12 protein-coding genes are annotated in these 15327 nt (G+C 67.8%); 9 read left to right on the plus strand and 3 right to left on the minus strand.

All coding sequences use genetic code 11. From position 1 onward, the window contains the following. Positions 1 to 91: 91 nt before the first annotated feature. Both J2X19_RS22775 and lipA read right to left on the minus strand, forming a co-directional pair. Complete coding sequence (locus tag J2X19_RS22775) at positions 92 to 3496, minus strand: DEAD/DEAH box helicase (RefSeq protein ID WP_310376738.1); 3405 nt, start codon at positions 3494 to 3496, stop codon at positions 92 to 94. Then, entirely contained in the window at positions 3497 to 4489 is a 993-nt protein-coding gene (gene lipA / locus J2X19_RS22780; RefSeq protein WP_310376740.1) for a lipoyl synthase, read from the minus strand. Positions 4490 to 4654: 165 nt separating this feature from the next. Here lipA and phaP point away from each other — a divergent pair, with 165 nt between their 5' ends. The 3 genes from phaP to J2X19_RS22795 all read left to right on the plus strand — a co-directional run bounded on the left by phaP (position 4655) and on the right by J2X19_RS22795 (position 7786). Beyond that, positions 4655 to 5167 (plus strand): TIGR01841 family phasin, encoded by a 513-nt coding sequence (gene phaP, locus J2X19_RS22785; RefSeq protein ID WP_310376742.1) that lies wholly within the window; start codon positions 4655 to 4657, stop codon positions 5165 to 5167. A gap of 226 nt (positions 5168 to 5393) precedes the next feature. Next, positions 5394 to 5948, plus strand: a complete 555-nt coding sequence (locus tag J2X19_RS22790; protein ID WP_310376744.1) for a DUF2760 domain-containing protein — start codon at positions 5394 to 5396, stop codon at positions 5946 to 5948. Beyond that, a complete protein-coding gene (locus J2X19_RS22795) occupies positions 5945 to 7786 on the plus strand; it encodes an Hsp70 family protein (RefSeq protein WP_310376746.1) in 1842 nt (613 codons plus the stop codon). Before J2X19_RS22790 ends, J2X19_RS22795 begins: the two co-directional genes overlap by 4 nt. A gap of 66 nt (positions 7787 to 7852) precedes the next feature. On the opposite strand, the gene J2X19_RS22800 is transcribed toward J2X19_RS22795, so the two are convergent. Then, positions 7853 to 8449 carry an ATP-dependent Clp protease proteolytic subunit gene (locus tag J2X19_RS22800; protein ID WP_310376748.1) on the minus strand — a complete coding sequence of 199 codons (597 nt, stop codon included), beginning with the start codon at positions 8447 to 8449 and terminating at the stop codon, positions 7853 to 7855. A 90-nt stretch (positions 8450 to 8539) separates the two neighbouring features. Between J2X19_RS22800 and J2X19_RS22805 the strand changes: the two genes are divergently transcribed. The 6 genes from J2X19_RS22805 (at position 8540) to J2X19_RS22830 (ending at position 15288) form a co-directional block, all read left to right on the plus strand. Beyond that, positions 8540 to 9319 (plus strand): RNA polymerase sigma factor, encoded by a 780-nt coding sequence (locus J2X19_RS22805; protein ID WP_310376749.1) that lies wholly within the window; start codon positions 8540 to 8542, stop codon positions 9317 to 9319. A 91-nt stretch (positions 9320 to 9410) separates the two neighbouring features. Then, positions 9411 to 12134 (plus strand): Hsp70 family protein, encoded by a 2724-nt coding sequence (locus J2X19_RS22810; protein WP_310376751.1) that lies wholly within the window; start codon positions 9411 to 9413, stop codon positions 12132 to 12134. A 44-nt stretch (positions 12135 to 12178) separates the two neighbouring features. After that, entirely contained in the window at positions 12179 to 13822 is a 1644-nt protein-coding gene (locus tag J2X19_RS22815) for an MFS transporter (protein WP_310376753.1), read from the plus strand. Between the two features lie 143 nt (positions 13823 to 13965). Further along, on the plus strand, positions 13966 to 14622 hold the full coding sequence (locus J2X19_RS22820; RefSeq protein ID WP_310376755.1) for a peroxiredoxin: 657 nt from the start codon (positions 13966 to 13968) through the stop codon (positions 14620 to 14622). Positions 14623 to 14707: 85 nt separating this feature from the next. Continuing rightward, a complete protein-coding gene (locus J2X19_RS22825; RefSeq protein WP_310376756.1) occupies positions 14708 to 14974 on the plus strand; it encodes a YlcI/YnfO family protein in 267 nt (88 codons plus the stop codon). After that, positions 14971 to 15288: a type II toxin-antitoxin system RelE/ParE family toxin gene (locus tag J2X19_RS22830; RefSeq protein WP_310376758.1), complete on the plus strand. Its 318-nt coding sequence runs from the start codon at positions 14971 to 14973 to the stop codon at positions 15286 to 15288. The genes J2X19_RS22825 and J2X19_RS22830 overlap by 4 nt, the downstream gene beginning before the upstream one ends. The last annotated feature ends 39 nt before the right edge of the window (positions 15289 to 15327 follow it).

Here is a 15327-nt window from a genome sequence, read left to right on the forward strand (position 1 = left end):
CGGGGGACGGATCGATGGTATGAGGATACCCGCCCACCGATTTATATAGAAAAAAGGCCTGTAGCGCTGGCACCACCTGCGCCAGCAGCTCCTAGTTTGATAGCGGCTTGAGCAATTCCTGCAGATCGGATTCGGAAAACAGCGGCTCTTTGCGCGCCTGGGCGCCGCTGTACATGCTCTCGGCCAGCGCGGCCTTGCGCTCCTGCAGGGCCAGGATACGCTCCTCAATCGTGCCCTGGGCTACCAGCTTCACCACCCAGACGCTCTGGGTCTGGCCGATGCGGTGGGCGCGGTCGGTGGCCTGGGTTTCCACCGCCGGGTTCCACCAGGGGTCGTAATGGATCACGGTGTCGGCCTGCGGCAGGTTCAGGCCCACGCCGCCAGCCTTCAGGCTGATCAGGAACAGCGGCACGGCGCCGCTGGTGAACTGGTCGATGATCTGGTCGCGCTTTTGCGACTGACCGGTGAGCTTGGTCCAGGCGATACCGCGCTTCTTCAACTCCAGCTCGATGCGCGCCAGCATGGTCGTGAACTGCGAGAACAACAGCACCTTGCGGCCCTCGGCCAGCATCTCGGGCAGGATCTCCATCAGCTGCTCCAGCTTGGCCGACTGCTGCACCTGGCGCGCCGACTCCAACCCCAGCAGCTGGGGGTCGCAGCAGACCTGGCGCAGCTTGAGCAGCGCGTCGAGGATGGTGATGTGCGACTTGGCCAGGCCCTTGCCGTCCAGCGCCTCGCGCACGGCTTTCTCGGTGCTCAGGCGTATGGTTTCGTACAGGTCGGCCTGGGCGCCGGCCAGCTCGACGCGCAGCACGGTCTCCACCTTGGGCGGCAGCTCGTGCGCCACCAGGGCCTTGGTCCGGCGCAGCATGAAGGGGGTGATGCGGCTGCGCAGCTGGGCCAGGCGCTCGCTGTCGCCGGCTTTCTCTATGGGCGTGCGGAACAAGGTATTGAACTGCGCCTGGCTGCCCAGGAAGCCCGGCATCAGGAAGTGGAACAGGCTCCAGATCTCGCCCAGGTGGTTTTCCATCGGCGTGCCGCTCAGCGCCAGCCGGTGCTGGGTGTTGAGCTCGCCCACCACCTGCGCAGCCTGGGTGCTGGCGTTCTTGATGTTCTGGGCTTCGTCCAGCACCACCAGGTGCCAGGGCGCCTGCAGCCAGCCGTCGCGGTCGCGCTGCAGCAGCGAATACGGGGCAATCACCACGTCGTGCGCATGCGTGCTGTCGGCCACCTCGTGCCGGTCCGCGCCGTGCAGCACCAGGCAGCACAGACCCGGGCAGAAGCGCTGGGCTTCGCGCTGCCAGTTGCCCATCAGGCTGACCGGGGCAATGATCAGCGCCGGGTTGGCCAGCCGGCCCGCGTCTTTTTCCACCTGGATATGGGCCAGGGTCTGCAAGGTCTTGCCCAGGCCCATGTCGTCGGCCAGGATGCCGTTGAGCCCCGCGCGGCGCAGGAACTGCAGCCAGTTCAGGCCTTGCTGCTGGTAGGGCCGCAGGCTGGCCTGCACGCCCGCGGGCAACGGCACCTCGGGCAAGGCGCTGTGGCCGGCCAGCTGGGCCACCAGTTCTTGCAGCGCCTGGGCGCCGGTCCATACCGCCCCCTGGCCCAGGGCCGCGCCAGCGCGCAAGGCTTCGAGCCGGCTCAGGCGCAGGCTGTCGCCGGCCAGATCGTGCTTGCGGTCGCCGACCAGCTCCAGCAGGGCCGACAGCCAGGGCCGCAGCGGCGCTGTCGGCACGCGGATGAAGCTGTCGTCGGGCTTGCGCATGAACACATGCTGCGGCAGCAGGCGTTCGCCGCTGTCGCCGTCCACCGGCGCATTCGCCAGCTGGGCCAGCAGACTGGGCAGCCAGGGCAGGATGTTGTGCCGCTCGCCATTGATCTCCATGCCCAGCGACAGGTCGAACCAGGGGGAGACGTCGGGGTCGGCCGCGGCGGATTGCATCTGCACGTCCAGGCTGTCGGCGCGCTGCAGCCAGTCGGTGAGTCCGTCGTCCAGCGTGACACTGAAGCCATCGGCGCGGAACTCCGCATAGCCGCTGTCGGCCCAGTCCAGCCAGGGCTGCTGGCTTTGCGCACCCGGCAGGCCGTAGCCCGAGGCCGGCAGGCCCACCAGGCCGCGCTGCAGCAACAGGCTGGTGAGCCGGGCTTCGGCGTCCAGGTCGCGCTGCAGCAGGGTCTGGCTGCCGGCGTGGGTAAGCAGTACGCTGGTTTCGCGGTGGTCCCAGCTGCCGCGCAGTCCGGCGTAGTCGAAATGCAGCTGGGCCCGCAATAGGCCCAGCTGGGCCTCGTCTTTCTTGGCCATCGGCAGCAGGTGCAGATGGCCGGTAGGTGCCACGCCTTGCACGCAGGGCAAGGGCGTCAGCGTCGGCGGCAAGGCCACCGCGCCCAGCCGGCGCAGCAGCGGCGCCTGGAACGGCTGCAACGCCGACTGCGGCACCGGCGGCGCATTCAGCAGCAGCGGCAGGTGCTCGGCGGCGATGCCCGTGGTCTGGGCCAGGCCACACGCGCCCTGGGCCGCGTCCAGGTACAGCGGCGGCTGGTTGGCGTACAGCTGGGCGGTGCTGCGGCCCGCGCCCAGCTGGGGCAGCAGCGCCCATACCGGTTCGCCGGCCTCGGGTGTGCTGGACTGCCAGCGCCAGGCCAGGTCCAGCGGCTCGGCCCAGCGCAGCGGTGCCCCCAGAAAGCCGCCGTCGGCCAGCGCAAACAGGCGGCCGCTGTCGGACGCCATCTGCAGCGCCAGCCGGCCGGCGGCACCGGCCACCAGGGCGCTGATGCCGTAGGAGGCCGAGGGCGTGGCCACGCTCTGGCCCTTGACCAGCAATAGCAGCTCGCGGTCCTGCGGGCTGGCCTCGTCCCACAGCGGGTGGCCGGGGTAGGGCAGGTTCTGCAGTATCTTGGGCTTGGCCCAGTCGCCGTTGCGCTTGCGGTTCGCCTTGTAGACCTGCAGCTCCAGCATGCGCACCAGGTGCGGCGCGGCGCAGGGGCCGAGCACATAGACCAGGTAGTCGCTGCGCTCCACGTCGGGGTGCGGGTGGTGGATGCGGTCCAGCGCGTCGAACTGCGCCAGCCAGTGGCCAACCTTGGCCTGGGCCGCGGCGCGCGCACGTTCGGCCGCGGCCTGGCGGGCGGCGGCCAGCTCGGCCTCGGTGGGCTGGCGCGGCGGGGCGTTGACCGTGGCCTGAGTGCGGTAGGCGGCTTTCAGCGACAAGGCGACCGCATGCTTGCAGTCCACGCCCACCGGGCAGCTGCAGTCGGCGTCCCAATGGGTCAGCATGCCGTGCACATTGATGTGCAGGCGGATGTTCTGCGTGTAGGGCGTGCGTTCGCTGCCCTGCACCTTGCCGGCCAGCTGCCAGCGGCCGTTGTCGATGGCGCGGACCTCGAGGTCCAGCACCTTTTGCCCGCGGTACAGCGTTAAGCCACGCTCCAGGACGGCGTTGGAGACGTAGTTGCCGAGATTTCTAGGGTTGAACCACAGGCCGCCAACCGTCGCCATTTACAGCGCAGTGTTGGCCAGGGCGTGTTCAGCCTGCTGGTCAGCGTGGTAGCTGCTGCGCACCATGGCGCCCACGGCGGCGTGGCTGAAGCCCATGGCGTAGGCCTTTTCCTCGAACATCTTGAAGGTGTCGGGGTGCACGTAGCGCTTGACCGGCAGATGGCTGTTGCTGGGCGACAGGTACTGGCCGATGGTCAGCATGTCGATGTTGTGGTCGCGCATGTCCTGCATCACCTGCAGGATTTCTTCGTCGGTCTCGCCCAGGCCGACCATGATGCCGCTCTTGGTGGGCACATTGGGGTGCAAGGCCTTGAACTTCTTCAGCAGGTTCAGGCTGAACTGGTAGTCGGAGCCGGGGCGGGCTTCCTTGTACAGGCGTGGCGCGGTTTCCAGGTTGTGGTTCATCACGTCGGGCGGGGCAGCCTTCAGGATTTCCAAAGCCCGGTCGTCGCGGCCACGGAAATCGGGCACCAGCACCTCGATCTGGGTCTGGGGCGAGAGTTCGCGGATGTTCTTGATGCAGTCCACAAAGTGCTGGGCACCGCCGTCGCGCAGGTCGTCGCGGTCCACGCTGGTAATCACCACGTATTTGAGCTTGAGCTTGGCGATGGTCTTGGCCAGGTTCAACGGCTCGTCCACGTCCAGCGGGTCGGGCCGGCCATGGCCCACGTCGCAGAACGGGCAGCGGCGGGTGCACTTGTCGCCCATGATCATGAAGGTGGCCGTGCCCTTGCCGAAGCATTCGCCGATGTTCGGGCAGCTGGCTTCCTCGCACACGGTGTGCAGATTGCTTTCACGCAAAATTTGTTTTATTTCGTAAAACCGGGTGCTGGGCGAACCGGCCTTGACGCGTATCCATTCGGGCTTCTTCAGCACCTCGCCCTGGACCACCTTCACCGGAATGCGCGACAGCTTGGCGCCCGCCTTTTGCTTGGCCAGCGGGTTGTAGGACTCGACAGATTGCGCGTCGCGGACGACTTCGGTAGTGCTCATGGGCTGGTACTTTGGTGGTTGGCCGGGGTGGCGATTATCGCCCGAGGCGGAAATTAGAGCTTCCTGTCTTGGCATTAACCGGGGGAGATGGCTATAGTTCGGTTCATGTTGCAGTGCAACATAAGTTGCACACCGCCTGTTTTGATATTTTTACCGGAGCCTTCCATGCTGAACTTTGCCACCCTCACCGCCACCCAGAAATCTGCTGCCACCGGCTTTTTCGAGCTGTCCAACACCTTGTTTGACGGCCTGCAAAGCCTGGTCAAGCTGAACCTGCAAGCCGCCAAGGCCACCTTGCAAGAAACCGCCGACACCACCCTGGCTGCCTTTCAGATCAAGGACCCGCAAGAACTGGTGACCCTGCAGACCAACCTGCTGAAGGCTGTGCCCGAAAAAGCCACTTCCTACCTGCGCCATGTACAGGCCATCGCCACATCCAGCGGCGCCGAAGTCCGCCAGTACGCGGAAGACCTGGGCGCTGACGCCAAGACCGGCTTCGCCACCCTGGTCGAAACCGCCACCCAGAACGCCCCGGCCGGCACCGAAAACGCCGTAGCCCTGGTGAAATCCACCGTCGCCGCTGCCACCAAGGCCATCGAATCGGCCCAGCAAGTCGCCAAGGAAGCCACCGACAAGGCCGTGGAAGCCGTCGAAGCCCACCTCGACGCCAAGGCCTAAGGCCTTGCCTGGGCGCATCGGCGTCCATCCCTGACAATATGCCCTGCGGCCTGGTGGATCACCGGGCCGTTTGTTTTTGTGGAAGGTCTTGACTCACCCCCAGGCTGCAGCGCTACGCGTCTTGCGCCAACCCCCTTGCAGGGGGCGACACCAGTAGCCCGGCGAAGCCGGTTCTACGGTGTCCTTGGAGGGATGCGTTCTGCCTGAAATATTTGTGGAGAAATCAATGCCCAGTCAAAGCCCCTCTTTTTTCACCCGCCTGGCCCTGGCTTTCGCCGTGCTGGGCAATGGCAAGCTCGCCGCCCAGCTGCAGGACGTGCGCGACGGCGTGCTACCCGCCGCGCCGCCCCCGCCACCGGCCCCGGTGGCGCCCCCCGCCCCGGCCCCGGTACTGAAGGTCGCCACCCCGGATGCGGCCTTGCAGCTGCTGGCCCTGCTGCAGCGCGAAGCCCGGTTTGTCGACTTCCTGCAGGAAGACGTGGCCGGCTACCCGGATGCCGACATCGGCGGCGCCGCCCGTCTGGTGCATGCGGGCTGCCGCAAAGTGCTGGACGCGCATTTCACCCTGGCCCCGGCCCGGCCCGAGGCCGAAGGCAGCCGCATCGTGCTGGAAGCCGGCTTTGACGCCGCCAGCGTGCGCCTGACCGGCAATGTGGTCGGCCAAGCCCCGTTCCGCGGCACGCTGCGGCACCCGGGCTGGAAGGCCACCGACGTGCGCCTGCCGCGCACCACCGAGGGCCACGACCCGCGCATCCTGGCCGCCGCCGAGGTCGAGCTATGAGCGAAGCACGTTACGCCATCGGCATCGACCTGGGCACCACGCATTGCGCGCTATCCTGGGTCGATCTGCAGGAGCCCGAGGCGCGGCCCCGCATCCTGCCCATCGCCCAGCAAAGCGCGCCCGGCGCGGTGCAGGACTACCCGCTGCTGCCGTCCTTCATCTACCTCCCGCACGCCAGCGAATTCGCCGATGGCGACCTGGCCCTGCCCTGGCAGGCCGCGCCCACGGCGGTGCTCGGCGAATGGGCACGCAGCCACGGCGCGCAAACCCCGATCCGCCTGGTGTCCAGCGCCAAGAGCTGGCTCTGCCACCCCGGCGTGGACCGGCGTGCGGCCATCTTGCCGCCGGACCTACCCGGTGCGGCGGCCGACGAGGTAGCGCGCATCTCGCCGCTGGAGGCCAGCACCCGTTACCTGGCGCATCTGCGCGATGCCTGGAACCACAGCCACCCGGATGCGCCGTTCGACCAGCAGGCGCTGACGGTGACCATCCCCGCGTCCTTCGACCCCGCCGCGCGCGAACTCACGGCCGAGGCAGCCCAGGCCGCCGGCTACACCGGCGTCACCCTGCTGGAAGAGCCGCAGGCCGCGCTGTACAGCTGGATCGCCCAAAGCAGCGGCGGCTGGCGCAAACAGGTCAAGGTGGGCGACGTGATCCTGGTGGTCGACGTAGGCGGCGGCACCAGCGACTTCTCGCTGATCGCCGTGGTCGAATCCGAAGGCAATCTGCAGCTGCACCGCGTGGCCGTGGGCGAACACATCCTGCTCGGCGGCGACAACATGGACCTGGCCCTGGCCCATGGTGTGGCGCGCCAGCTGGCGGCGGACGGCAAATCGTTGGACGCCTGGCAGTTGCGCGCCCTCACCTACGCCTGCCGGCTGGCCAAGGAAAAGCTGCTCAGCGACGCCGAGGTGCAGTCGATTCCGCTGGTCATCCCCAGCCGCGGCGCGCGCCTGATCGGCGGCTCCATCAGCGCCGAGCTGCGCCGCGAAGCGCTCACCGCCACCATCCTGGAAGGCTTCTTCCCCCAGGTGGACAGCAGCGCCCGCCCCATCAGCCGGGCCCGTGCGGGCTTGACCCAGCTGGGCCTGCCGTATGCGCAGGACGCGGCCGTCACCCGGCACCTGGCCGCGCTGCTGGGCCGCCAGGTGGGCGCAACTGCGGCCCTCGGCGGCTTTGCGCCCGCGCAGGACGCGAGCTTTCTGCACCCCACGGCCGTGCTGTTCAACGGCGGCGTGTTCAAGTCGGACCTGCTGGTGCAGCGCACCCTGGCCACGCTGAACAGCTGGCTGGCCGCAGAAGGCGCGCCGGCTGCGCGTCTGCTCGACGGTGCCGACCTGGACTACGCGGTAGCCCGCGGCGCCGCCTACTACGGCACGGTGCGCCAAGGCCAGGGCATCCGCATACGCGGCGGCACGGCCCAGTCCTACTACGTGGGCATTGAATCCGCCATGCCCGCCGTGCCCGGCCTGGAGCCGCCGGTGCAAGCCCTGTGCGTGGCGCCCTTCGGCATGGAAGAAGGCAGCCAGGCCGATCTGCCGCCGCAGGAGTTTGGCCTGGTGGTCGGCGAAGCCGTGCGCTTCCGATTCTTCGGCTCGTCCGTGCGGCGCGAAGACGCGGTCGGCATGCTGCTGGACTTCTGGACCCCGGACGAGCTGCAGGAGCTGGCCGAGATCGAAGCCCATCTGCCGGCCGAGGGCCGCGCCCCTGGCGAGGTAGTGCCCGTCAAGCTACGCGCCGCTGTCACCGAGGCCGGCACCTTGGAGTTGCATGCGATTCCACGCAACGGCGGGGACGGCTGGAAGATCGAGTTCGAAGTCCGTGCCGACGGGCAGTAAGGATTTATAAGAAATCGACCTCTGGCGCAGGTTCTACCTGCGCCAGCAGCTATTAAAAATGGAGCATCACGCCTCTCTGAGTTCGGTCTTGCGCTCAATGATCCGCGATACCAGGCCGTACTCCACGGCTTCCTCGGCCGACAGCCAGCGGTCCCGCTCTATGTCGACCAGTACGTCCTCCAGTGGCTTGCCGGTTTCGCGGGCGATGGTGCGGGCGATGCGCTCGCGGGCCTTGACGATCTCGCGTGCTTGGATGGCGATGTCGCTGGCCGGCCCGCCGGCGCCTCCGCTGGGCTGGTGGATCAGAAAGCGCGTGTTCGGCAGGCAGTAGCGCCGCGCACGCGGCACGGCCAGGAACAAATGGGTGGCGGCGCTGCCGACCCAGCCGGTGCCCACCATGTGCACCGGCGCGGCGATGAAGCGCAGGATGTCGTGGATGGCGTCGCCCGACTCCAGGTGGCCGCCCGGCGAGCTCACCAGCACGTCAATCGGGTCGGCGCTGTCGGCATCCAGCGCGATCAGCCTGCGCGCCACGTCGGCGGCCATCACGTCGGTGACGGTGCCGAAAATCAGCAGGGTACGCGACTTGAAGGCTTTTTCCTCCAGGTAGGAGGTGCGCGGCTCGGTGGCGCTGGAGGGCGGGGTGGTGTCTGGGGTGTCCATATCGGAGTCCTGGTAGTTGAACTGCCTTGACGAACAACGCATGGCTTTCGTGACACCGCAGCCCTGGCTGCGCTATGGCACCATGTAGACATGTACGACGAACACCATTGGGCCCTGATCGACGCTGACCGCCGCCACCTGCTGCGCGCTGCCACCCGCTTGCTGGGCCCGGCGGAAGCCGAGGACGCTGTGCAGGACGCCTACCTGCGCGCGCTGACGCCAGACACGCAGGCGCCCTTTGTTGCCCAGGCCTGGCTGCTCACCGTGGTGCGCAACCTGGCCATAGACCGCCTGCGTCGCCGCGACTGGATGCAGCAATGGCTGGCCGGAATGGACGCTGACGACGCCACATCCCCCTCGGCCGAGATGGATGCGGCGCTGGCGCAGGAAACCACCCACGCCTTGCGCCTGCTCGCGGCCCAGTTGGCGCCGGAAGATGGCGCAGCCCTGCTGCTGCACGAGGTCTTCGAGGTCACCCACGCCGAGATCGCCGAGGCCAGCGGCCGGTCCGAAGCCGCGAGCCGACAGCAGCTGCGCCGGGCGCTGTTGCGGCTGCGCCAAGCGGCAGGCCCCGGGGCCGGTACGGAGCCAACGGCGGAACAAGAAACCGTCTTCCGCCTCTACCTGCAATCCCTGCAGCTGCGCGATCCGCAGACCCTGTGGGCGATGCTGCGCCAGCCACCGATCAGCGCCTTGGCGGCTATGTCCACGCTGGCGGTAGCAACCACGACAGCGTCGCCTGCGACCACCTGCGGCGTGGTGCAGGTCGGCGGGCAGCTGGGCTTGGTACTCAGCCTGGACGGCGTCCGGCTGTGCGTGCTGCCGCTGGGCGTGCGGCCCGAGTGTGAGCCGGAAGCTGCGCTGCGGTAAGAGCCTCAGCCCGGCTGGCCGGTGCCCTGGGCTGATTACACTTCCAGTATGAAAAATGCCTCCGCCGCAGATGTTGTTTGCGCAAGCAGCTATGGTTAATGTAGCAAACAAGCAACCGCGCTACACCGTTGGCATCGACCTGGGCACGACCCACACGGTGGTGGCATTTGCCGAACGCGGGGCGGCGCAGATCCAGCTGTTCCCCATCGCCCAGCTGGTGGCGGCGGGCGAGGTGGCGGCGCTGCCGCTGCTGGCCTCGGTGCGCTTTCACCCTGCGGCCGGCACGCTGGCGCCGGCCGATGTGCAGCTGCCATGGCCGTCTACCGAGACGGCGGAATCTGCGGTACTCGGCCGCTTGGCGCTGGAGCTGGGTGCGCAGCAGCCGGGCCGGCTGGTGGCCAGCGCCAAAAGCTGGCTGTCGCACGCCGCGGTGGACCGCACCGCGCCCATCCTGCCCTGGGGCGCGCCCGACGACATTGCCAAGGTTTCGCCCCTGGCCGCCAGCGCCAGCACCCTGGCCCATGTGCGCTCCGCCTGGAACGCCCAGCACCCCAAAGCCCCGCTGGAACAGCAAGAGCTGGTGCTGACCGTGCCCGCGTCCTTCGACGAAGGTGCGCGCGCACTCACGCTGGAGGCCGCGCGCCTGGCCGGTTTGCCTGGCGTCAGGCTGATCGAAGAACCCCAGGCCGCGTTCTACGACTGGGTCTACAGCCACCGCGACACGCTGGCGGAAGATTTAAAGAAAACCCGCCGCGTGCTGGTCTGCGATGTGGGTGGCGGCACCACCGATTTGACGCTGATCGACGTGGAGATCGTCGGCGGCGAACCCAAGCTCACCCGCAGCGGCGTGGGCGACCACCTGGTGCTGGGCGGCGACAACATGGACCTGGCGCTGGCGCATCTGGTCGAGTCGCGCATGGGCAGCGAGCGCCTGAGCGCCACCCAGCTGGCGCAGCTGACCCAGCGCTGCCGCGCCGCCAAGGAGCTGCTGTGGAGCCCGGGCGCCCCCGACAGCACCACGGTAACCCTGCTGGGCAGCGGCTCCAGGCTGATTGGCGGCGCGCGCTCGGCGCCGCTAAGCCAGGCCGATCTGCAGCAGCTGCTGGTCGACGGCTTCTTCCCCCCGGTCGCCGCCGACGCCCTGCCGCAGCGCGCCCATAGCGGACGTGGTGGCCTGGTGGCCTTCGGCCTGCCGTATGCGAGCGACGCAGCCATCACCCGGCATATCGCCGCCTTTTTGCAGCGCCATCCGGGCGTGCAGCCCGATACCCTGCTGCTCAACGGCGGCGTGTTCCATGCGCAAGACTTGGTGCAGCGCCTGCAGCAGACGCTGGACGGTTGGAGCCTGCAGCCGTTGCAGCTGCTGCACAACCCGCACCTGGACGCCGCCGTGGCCCGCGGCGCCGTGGCCTATGCGCTAGCCCGTGCCGGCCAGGCGCCGCGCATAGGCGGCGGCTCGGCGCGCAGCTACTTCCTGGTGCTGGACGATGGCCTGACCAGCCAGCGCGGCATCTGCGTGCTGCCGCATGGCGCCGAAGAAGGCCGGGCCATCACCCTGGCCGACCGCACCTTTGCGCTGCGCCTGGGCCGGCCGGTGCGCTTCTACCTGGCCTCCAGCGTCACCGATACCCGGCACCAGCCGGGCGAGCTGATCGATCTGTCCACGGGCCACTTCGTGCGCCTGCCACCGATTTCCACCGTGGTCCAGGGCAGCGCCAGCGAGGTGCTGGTGCAGCTCAGCACTGCGCTCACCGAGGTCGGCACGCTGGAAATGCACTGCGTCGCGGTAGCCGACCCCAGGCAGCGCTGGCAGCTGGAATTCCAGCTGCGCGGCGAGGCCCCCGAGGCCAGCGTCGAAGCCGTGCCGCACCCGCGCCTGGCGGAGGCCAGCAACGCCATCGGCCGCGTCTACGGCGACCGCAGCCAGGGCGTGGACGCCAAAGAAGTCAAGCAGCTGCGCAGCCAGCTGGAACGCCTGCTGGGCAGCCGCGACAGCTGGGACACACCGCTGCTGCGCACCCTGTTCGGCCAGCTGCTGGACACGGCCAAGCGCCGGCGTCGCTCCGCCCAGCACGAACGCCAGTGGTTCAACCTGACCGGCTACGCCCTGCGCCCGGGCTTCGGCCACCCGTTGGACGACTGGCGGGTGCAGCAGCTGTGGGACTTGTTCGAGCCCGGCATCGCCCACAGCCATGAGCCGCAGCAGTGGTCCGAATGGTGGACGCTGTGGCGCCGCGTGGCCGGCGGGCTGACGGCCGAGCAGCAGGACATGGTGTATGAGGCGATTGCCTACTACCTGCAGCCCGTGGGCGGCCAGGACATTGAAGCGCCCGGCGGCCCGCCCATGCTGGCGCTGGACGAGATGCTGCGCATGGCGGCCTCGTTCGAGCGCCTGGCGGTGGCGAACAAGGTGCAGCTGGGCCAATGGCTGGTGCAGCGCCTGCAAAAACCCGGCGAGAACTCGCAAAACTGGTGGGCGCTGGGCCGCATAGGCGCGCGCCAACCGCTGTACGCCAGCCTGCACCATGTGGTGCCGCCGGACGTCGCCTCCCAGTGGTTGGAAACCGTGCTGGCGCAGGACTGGGCCCAGGTGGAGCCGGCAGCCTTTGCCGCCACCCAAATCGCCCGCGCCACCGGCGACCGCGCGCGCGATGTGCCCGAAGCGTTGCGCCAGCAGGTGTTGGATCGCCTTACCGCAGCACGCGCCGCGCCGGCCTGGATCGCCATGGTGCGCGAGGTCACGGCGCTGGACGCGGCCGACGCGCGGCGGGCGTTTGGCGAATCGCTGCCGGTGGGCTTGAAGCTGGTGCGCTGAGCCCGCCCGTCGGTCAGCCGGGCGAACCGCCCTATGATGGACTCATGCCCGAAGTCCATTCCGATCCCGCCCGCGCCGCCGCCCCCAACGACCACGATCTGTCCCCCCTAGCGCCGTTCCGCAGGCCGGTGTTCCGCATGCTCTGGAGCACCTGGCTGATGGCCAATATCTGCATGTGGATGAGCGATGTGGCGGCCGCCTGGATGATGACCTCGCTGAACGCCACGCCGCTGTGGGTCGCGCTGGTGCAGACCGCCAGCAGCCTGCCGGTGTTTCTGCTCGGCCTGCCCAGCGGCGCGCTGGCCGACATCCTGGACCGCAAGCGCTACTTTTTGGTCACCCAGATCTGGGTGGCGGTGGTGGCCTGCTTGCTGAGCCTGTGCATTTTTCTCGGCCTGCTGTCGCCGGTGTTGTTGCTGCTGCTGATTTTTGCCAATGGCATCGGCCTGGCCATGCGCTGGCCGGTGTTCTCGGCCATCGTGCCCGAGCTGGTGCCGCGCACCCAGCTGCCGGCGGCGCTGGCGCTGAACGGCGTGTCGATGAACGCCTCGCGCATCATCGGCCCGCTGGTCGCCGGGACGCTGATCGCCAGTGCCGGCAGCGCCTGGGTATTCCTGCTGAACGCCGTGCTGTCGCTGGCGGCGGCGGTCATCATCTCGCGCTGGCAGCGCGTGCATGTACCGCACCCGCTGGGGCGCGAGCGCCTGCTCAGCGCCATGCGCATAGGCGTGCAGTACGTGGCCCAGTCCTACCACCTGAAGGGCGTGCTGCTACGCATCTCCATCTTCTTCCTGACCTCGACCGCGCTGGTGGCGCTGCTGCCGCTGGTGGCGCGCAATCTGCACGGCGGCGGGGCCGGCACCTTCACCCTGCTACTGGCCTCGATGGGCCTGGGGGCGATCATTTCCACGCTGTTTTTGCCGCAGCTGCGCCGGCGCCTGGCGCGCGACGCCCTGGTGCTCAGCGGCGCCGCCGTGCAGTCGGCTGCCATGCTGGTGGTGGCGCTGACGCCTTACACCTGGATCGCGGTGCCGGCCATGCTGCTGGCCGGGGCCGCCTGGATCACCACCGCCAACACCCTCAGCGTGTCGGCCCAGATGGGCTTGCCCGACTGGGTGCGGGCGCGCGGCATGTCGATGTACCAGATGGCCATCATGGGCGCCAGCGCCGGCGGCGCCGCGCTCTGGGGCCAGGTCGCCACCGTGGGCTCGGTGCAGACCAGCCTGCTGCTGGCGGCGGTCTGCGGGGTATCGGCCATGGCGCTGGTGAACCGCCTGCTGCCCGGCCAGGGCATGGTCGAGGACCTGACGCCATCCAGCCAGTTCAAGACGCCGCAGGCCGAGGTACCGCCGGCCAGCGGCCATGTGATGGTGAGCATCGAATACCGCATCGACCCGGCCCGGGCGCGCGAATTCCGCAACCTGATGCAGGAATCGCGGCGCAGCCGCCTGAGCCATGGCGCGCTGTCCTGGGAGCTGCTGCACGACATCAACGAGCCGGGCCGTTTTGTCGAAATGATCGAGGACGCGTCGTGGACCGAGCACCTGCGCCGCTTCGACCGCGTGACCACCGCCGACGTGGCGCTGCGCGACCGCAAGCTGGCTTTCCACATCGGCGAATCGCCGCCGGCCGTGACCCGCTGCGTGATGGAAACCACCATCAAACCCACCTCGGCAGAAGGTTTCTGAAACCCCGGGTAACACGGCCGCGGTGGCCCGGCTTGCAAAAATGGGCGCTGCTTTGATACTGCACAATGTGTGGCTGCCCGCCAGCCCGGCCGGCCACCGTTGTCCCGGGCAACAAGCCAAACTGCCCACCACCAGGAGTTTTTATGTCGCTTCGCATCAATGACACCGCGCCCGATTTCACGGCGCAAACCACCCACGGCCCCATCAGCTTCCACCAATGGATCGGTGACCAGTGGGCTGTGCTGTTCTCGCACCCCAAGGACTTCACCCCGGTCTGCACCACCGAGCTGGGCTATATGGCCAAGATCGAGCCTGAGTTCACCAAGCGCAACACCAAGCTGATCGGCCTGTCGGTAGACCCGGTGGAAAACCACAGCAAGTGGGTTGCCGACATCGAGGAAACCCAGGGCGCCACCGTCAAATACCCGATGATCGGCGACACCGATCTGGCCGTGGCCAAGCTCTACAACATGCTGCCCGCCGACGAAGCCGGCAGTTCGGAAGGCCGCACCGCCGCCACCAACGCCACGGTGCGCTCGGTGTTCATCATCGGCCCGGACAAGAAGATCAAGCTGATGCTGACCTACCCCATGACCACCGGCCGCAACTTCGACGAAATCCTGCGCGTGCTCGACTCCATGCAGCTGACCGCCAAGCACAAGGTCGCCACCCCGGTGAACTGGAAGAACGGCGACGATGTGATCATCACCACCGCCGTGTCGAACGAAGACGCCGAGAAGACCTTCCCCGGCTACAAGACCATCAAGCCCTACCTGCGCGTTACGAAGCAGCCCAGCTGAAGCGGCACCACGGCACCATCGGCCAAACGCAGCTTGGACGCGGCAAGTCAATTTCAGTGCAGCGCATTTGCACTACAATTTGACTATGAAAACCGCAACCATCCCGTCTGTGCGCGTGGCCCCTGCGTTCCGGGCCGAAATCGAGGCTTTGCTAGGCAGCGGTGAAACGCTGTCTGAATTTGTCGAGAACTCTGTCGTCGAAGCTGTGCAACGCAGGCGCAACCAGGCTGAATTCATTGCACGCGGCATAGCATCCTTGGTAGATGCCCAACAGTCGGATAGTTACGTGGATGCCGATGTCGTCATAGGCAAATTGGAGCGCAAGCTGGCAGCGGCCAAGGCCCAGCGGTGACATTCCACGTCCGGCTGACCCACGCCGCCGCCGAAGACCTGGAGCGCTTGTTTGACTTTGTGCTGGAACGTGAGCTGCAGCGCAGCGACGGCGATTTGCAGCTGGCCGAACACGCACTTCAAGCCATCAAAGACGGCATCGCCACCTTGCGCAACTCTCCCTTCACCTGCCGCAAAGCCGGACCCAGCCCTTTGCTGCGTGAGCTGGTGATTCCATTTGGCCGCTCAGGCTATGTCGCGCTTTTCGAGATCATGGATAGCGCCAATGTGGTGGTGGCAGCGGTGCGGCACCAGCTGGAAGACGACTACCACTAAGAAGCGAGTGGACGGCCTTAACTCTGAAGTGCAACACCC

This window comes from Rhodoferax ferrireducens (assembly GCF_031458075.1).
In the GTDB taxonomy this organism is placed as follows: Bacteria; Pseudomonadota; Gammaproteobacteria; order Burkholderiales; family Burkholderiaceae_C; genus Rhodoferax_B; species Rhodoferax_B ferrireducens_A.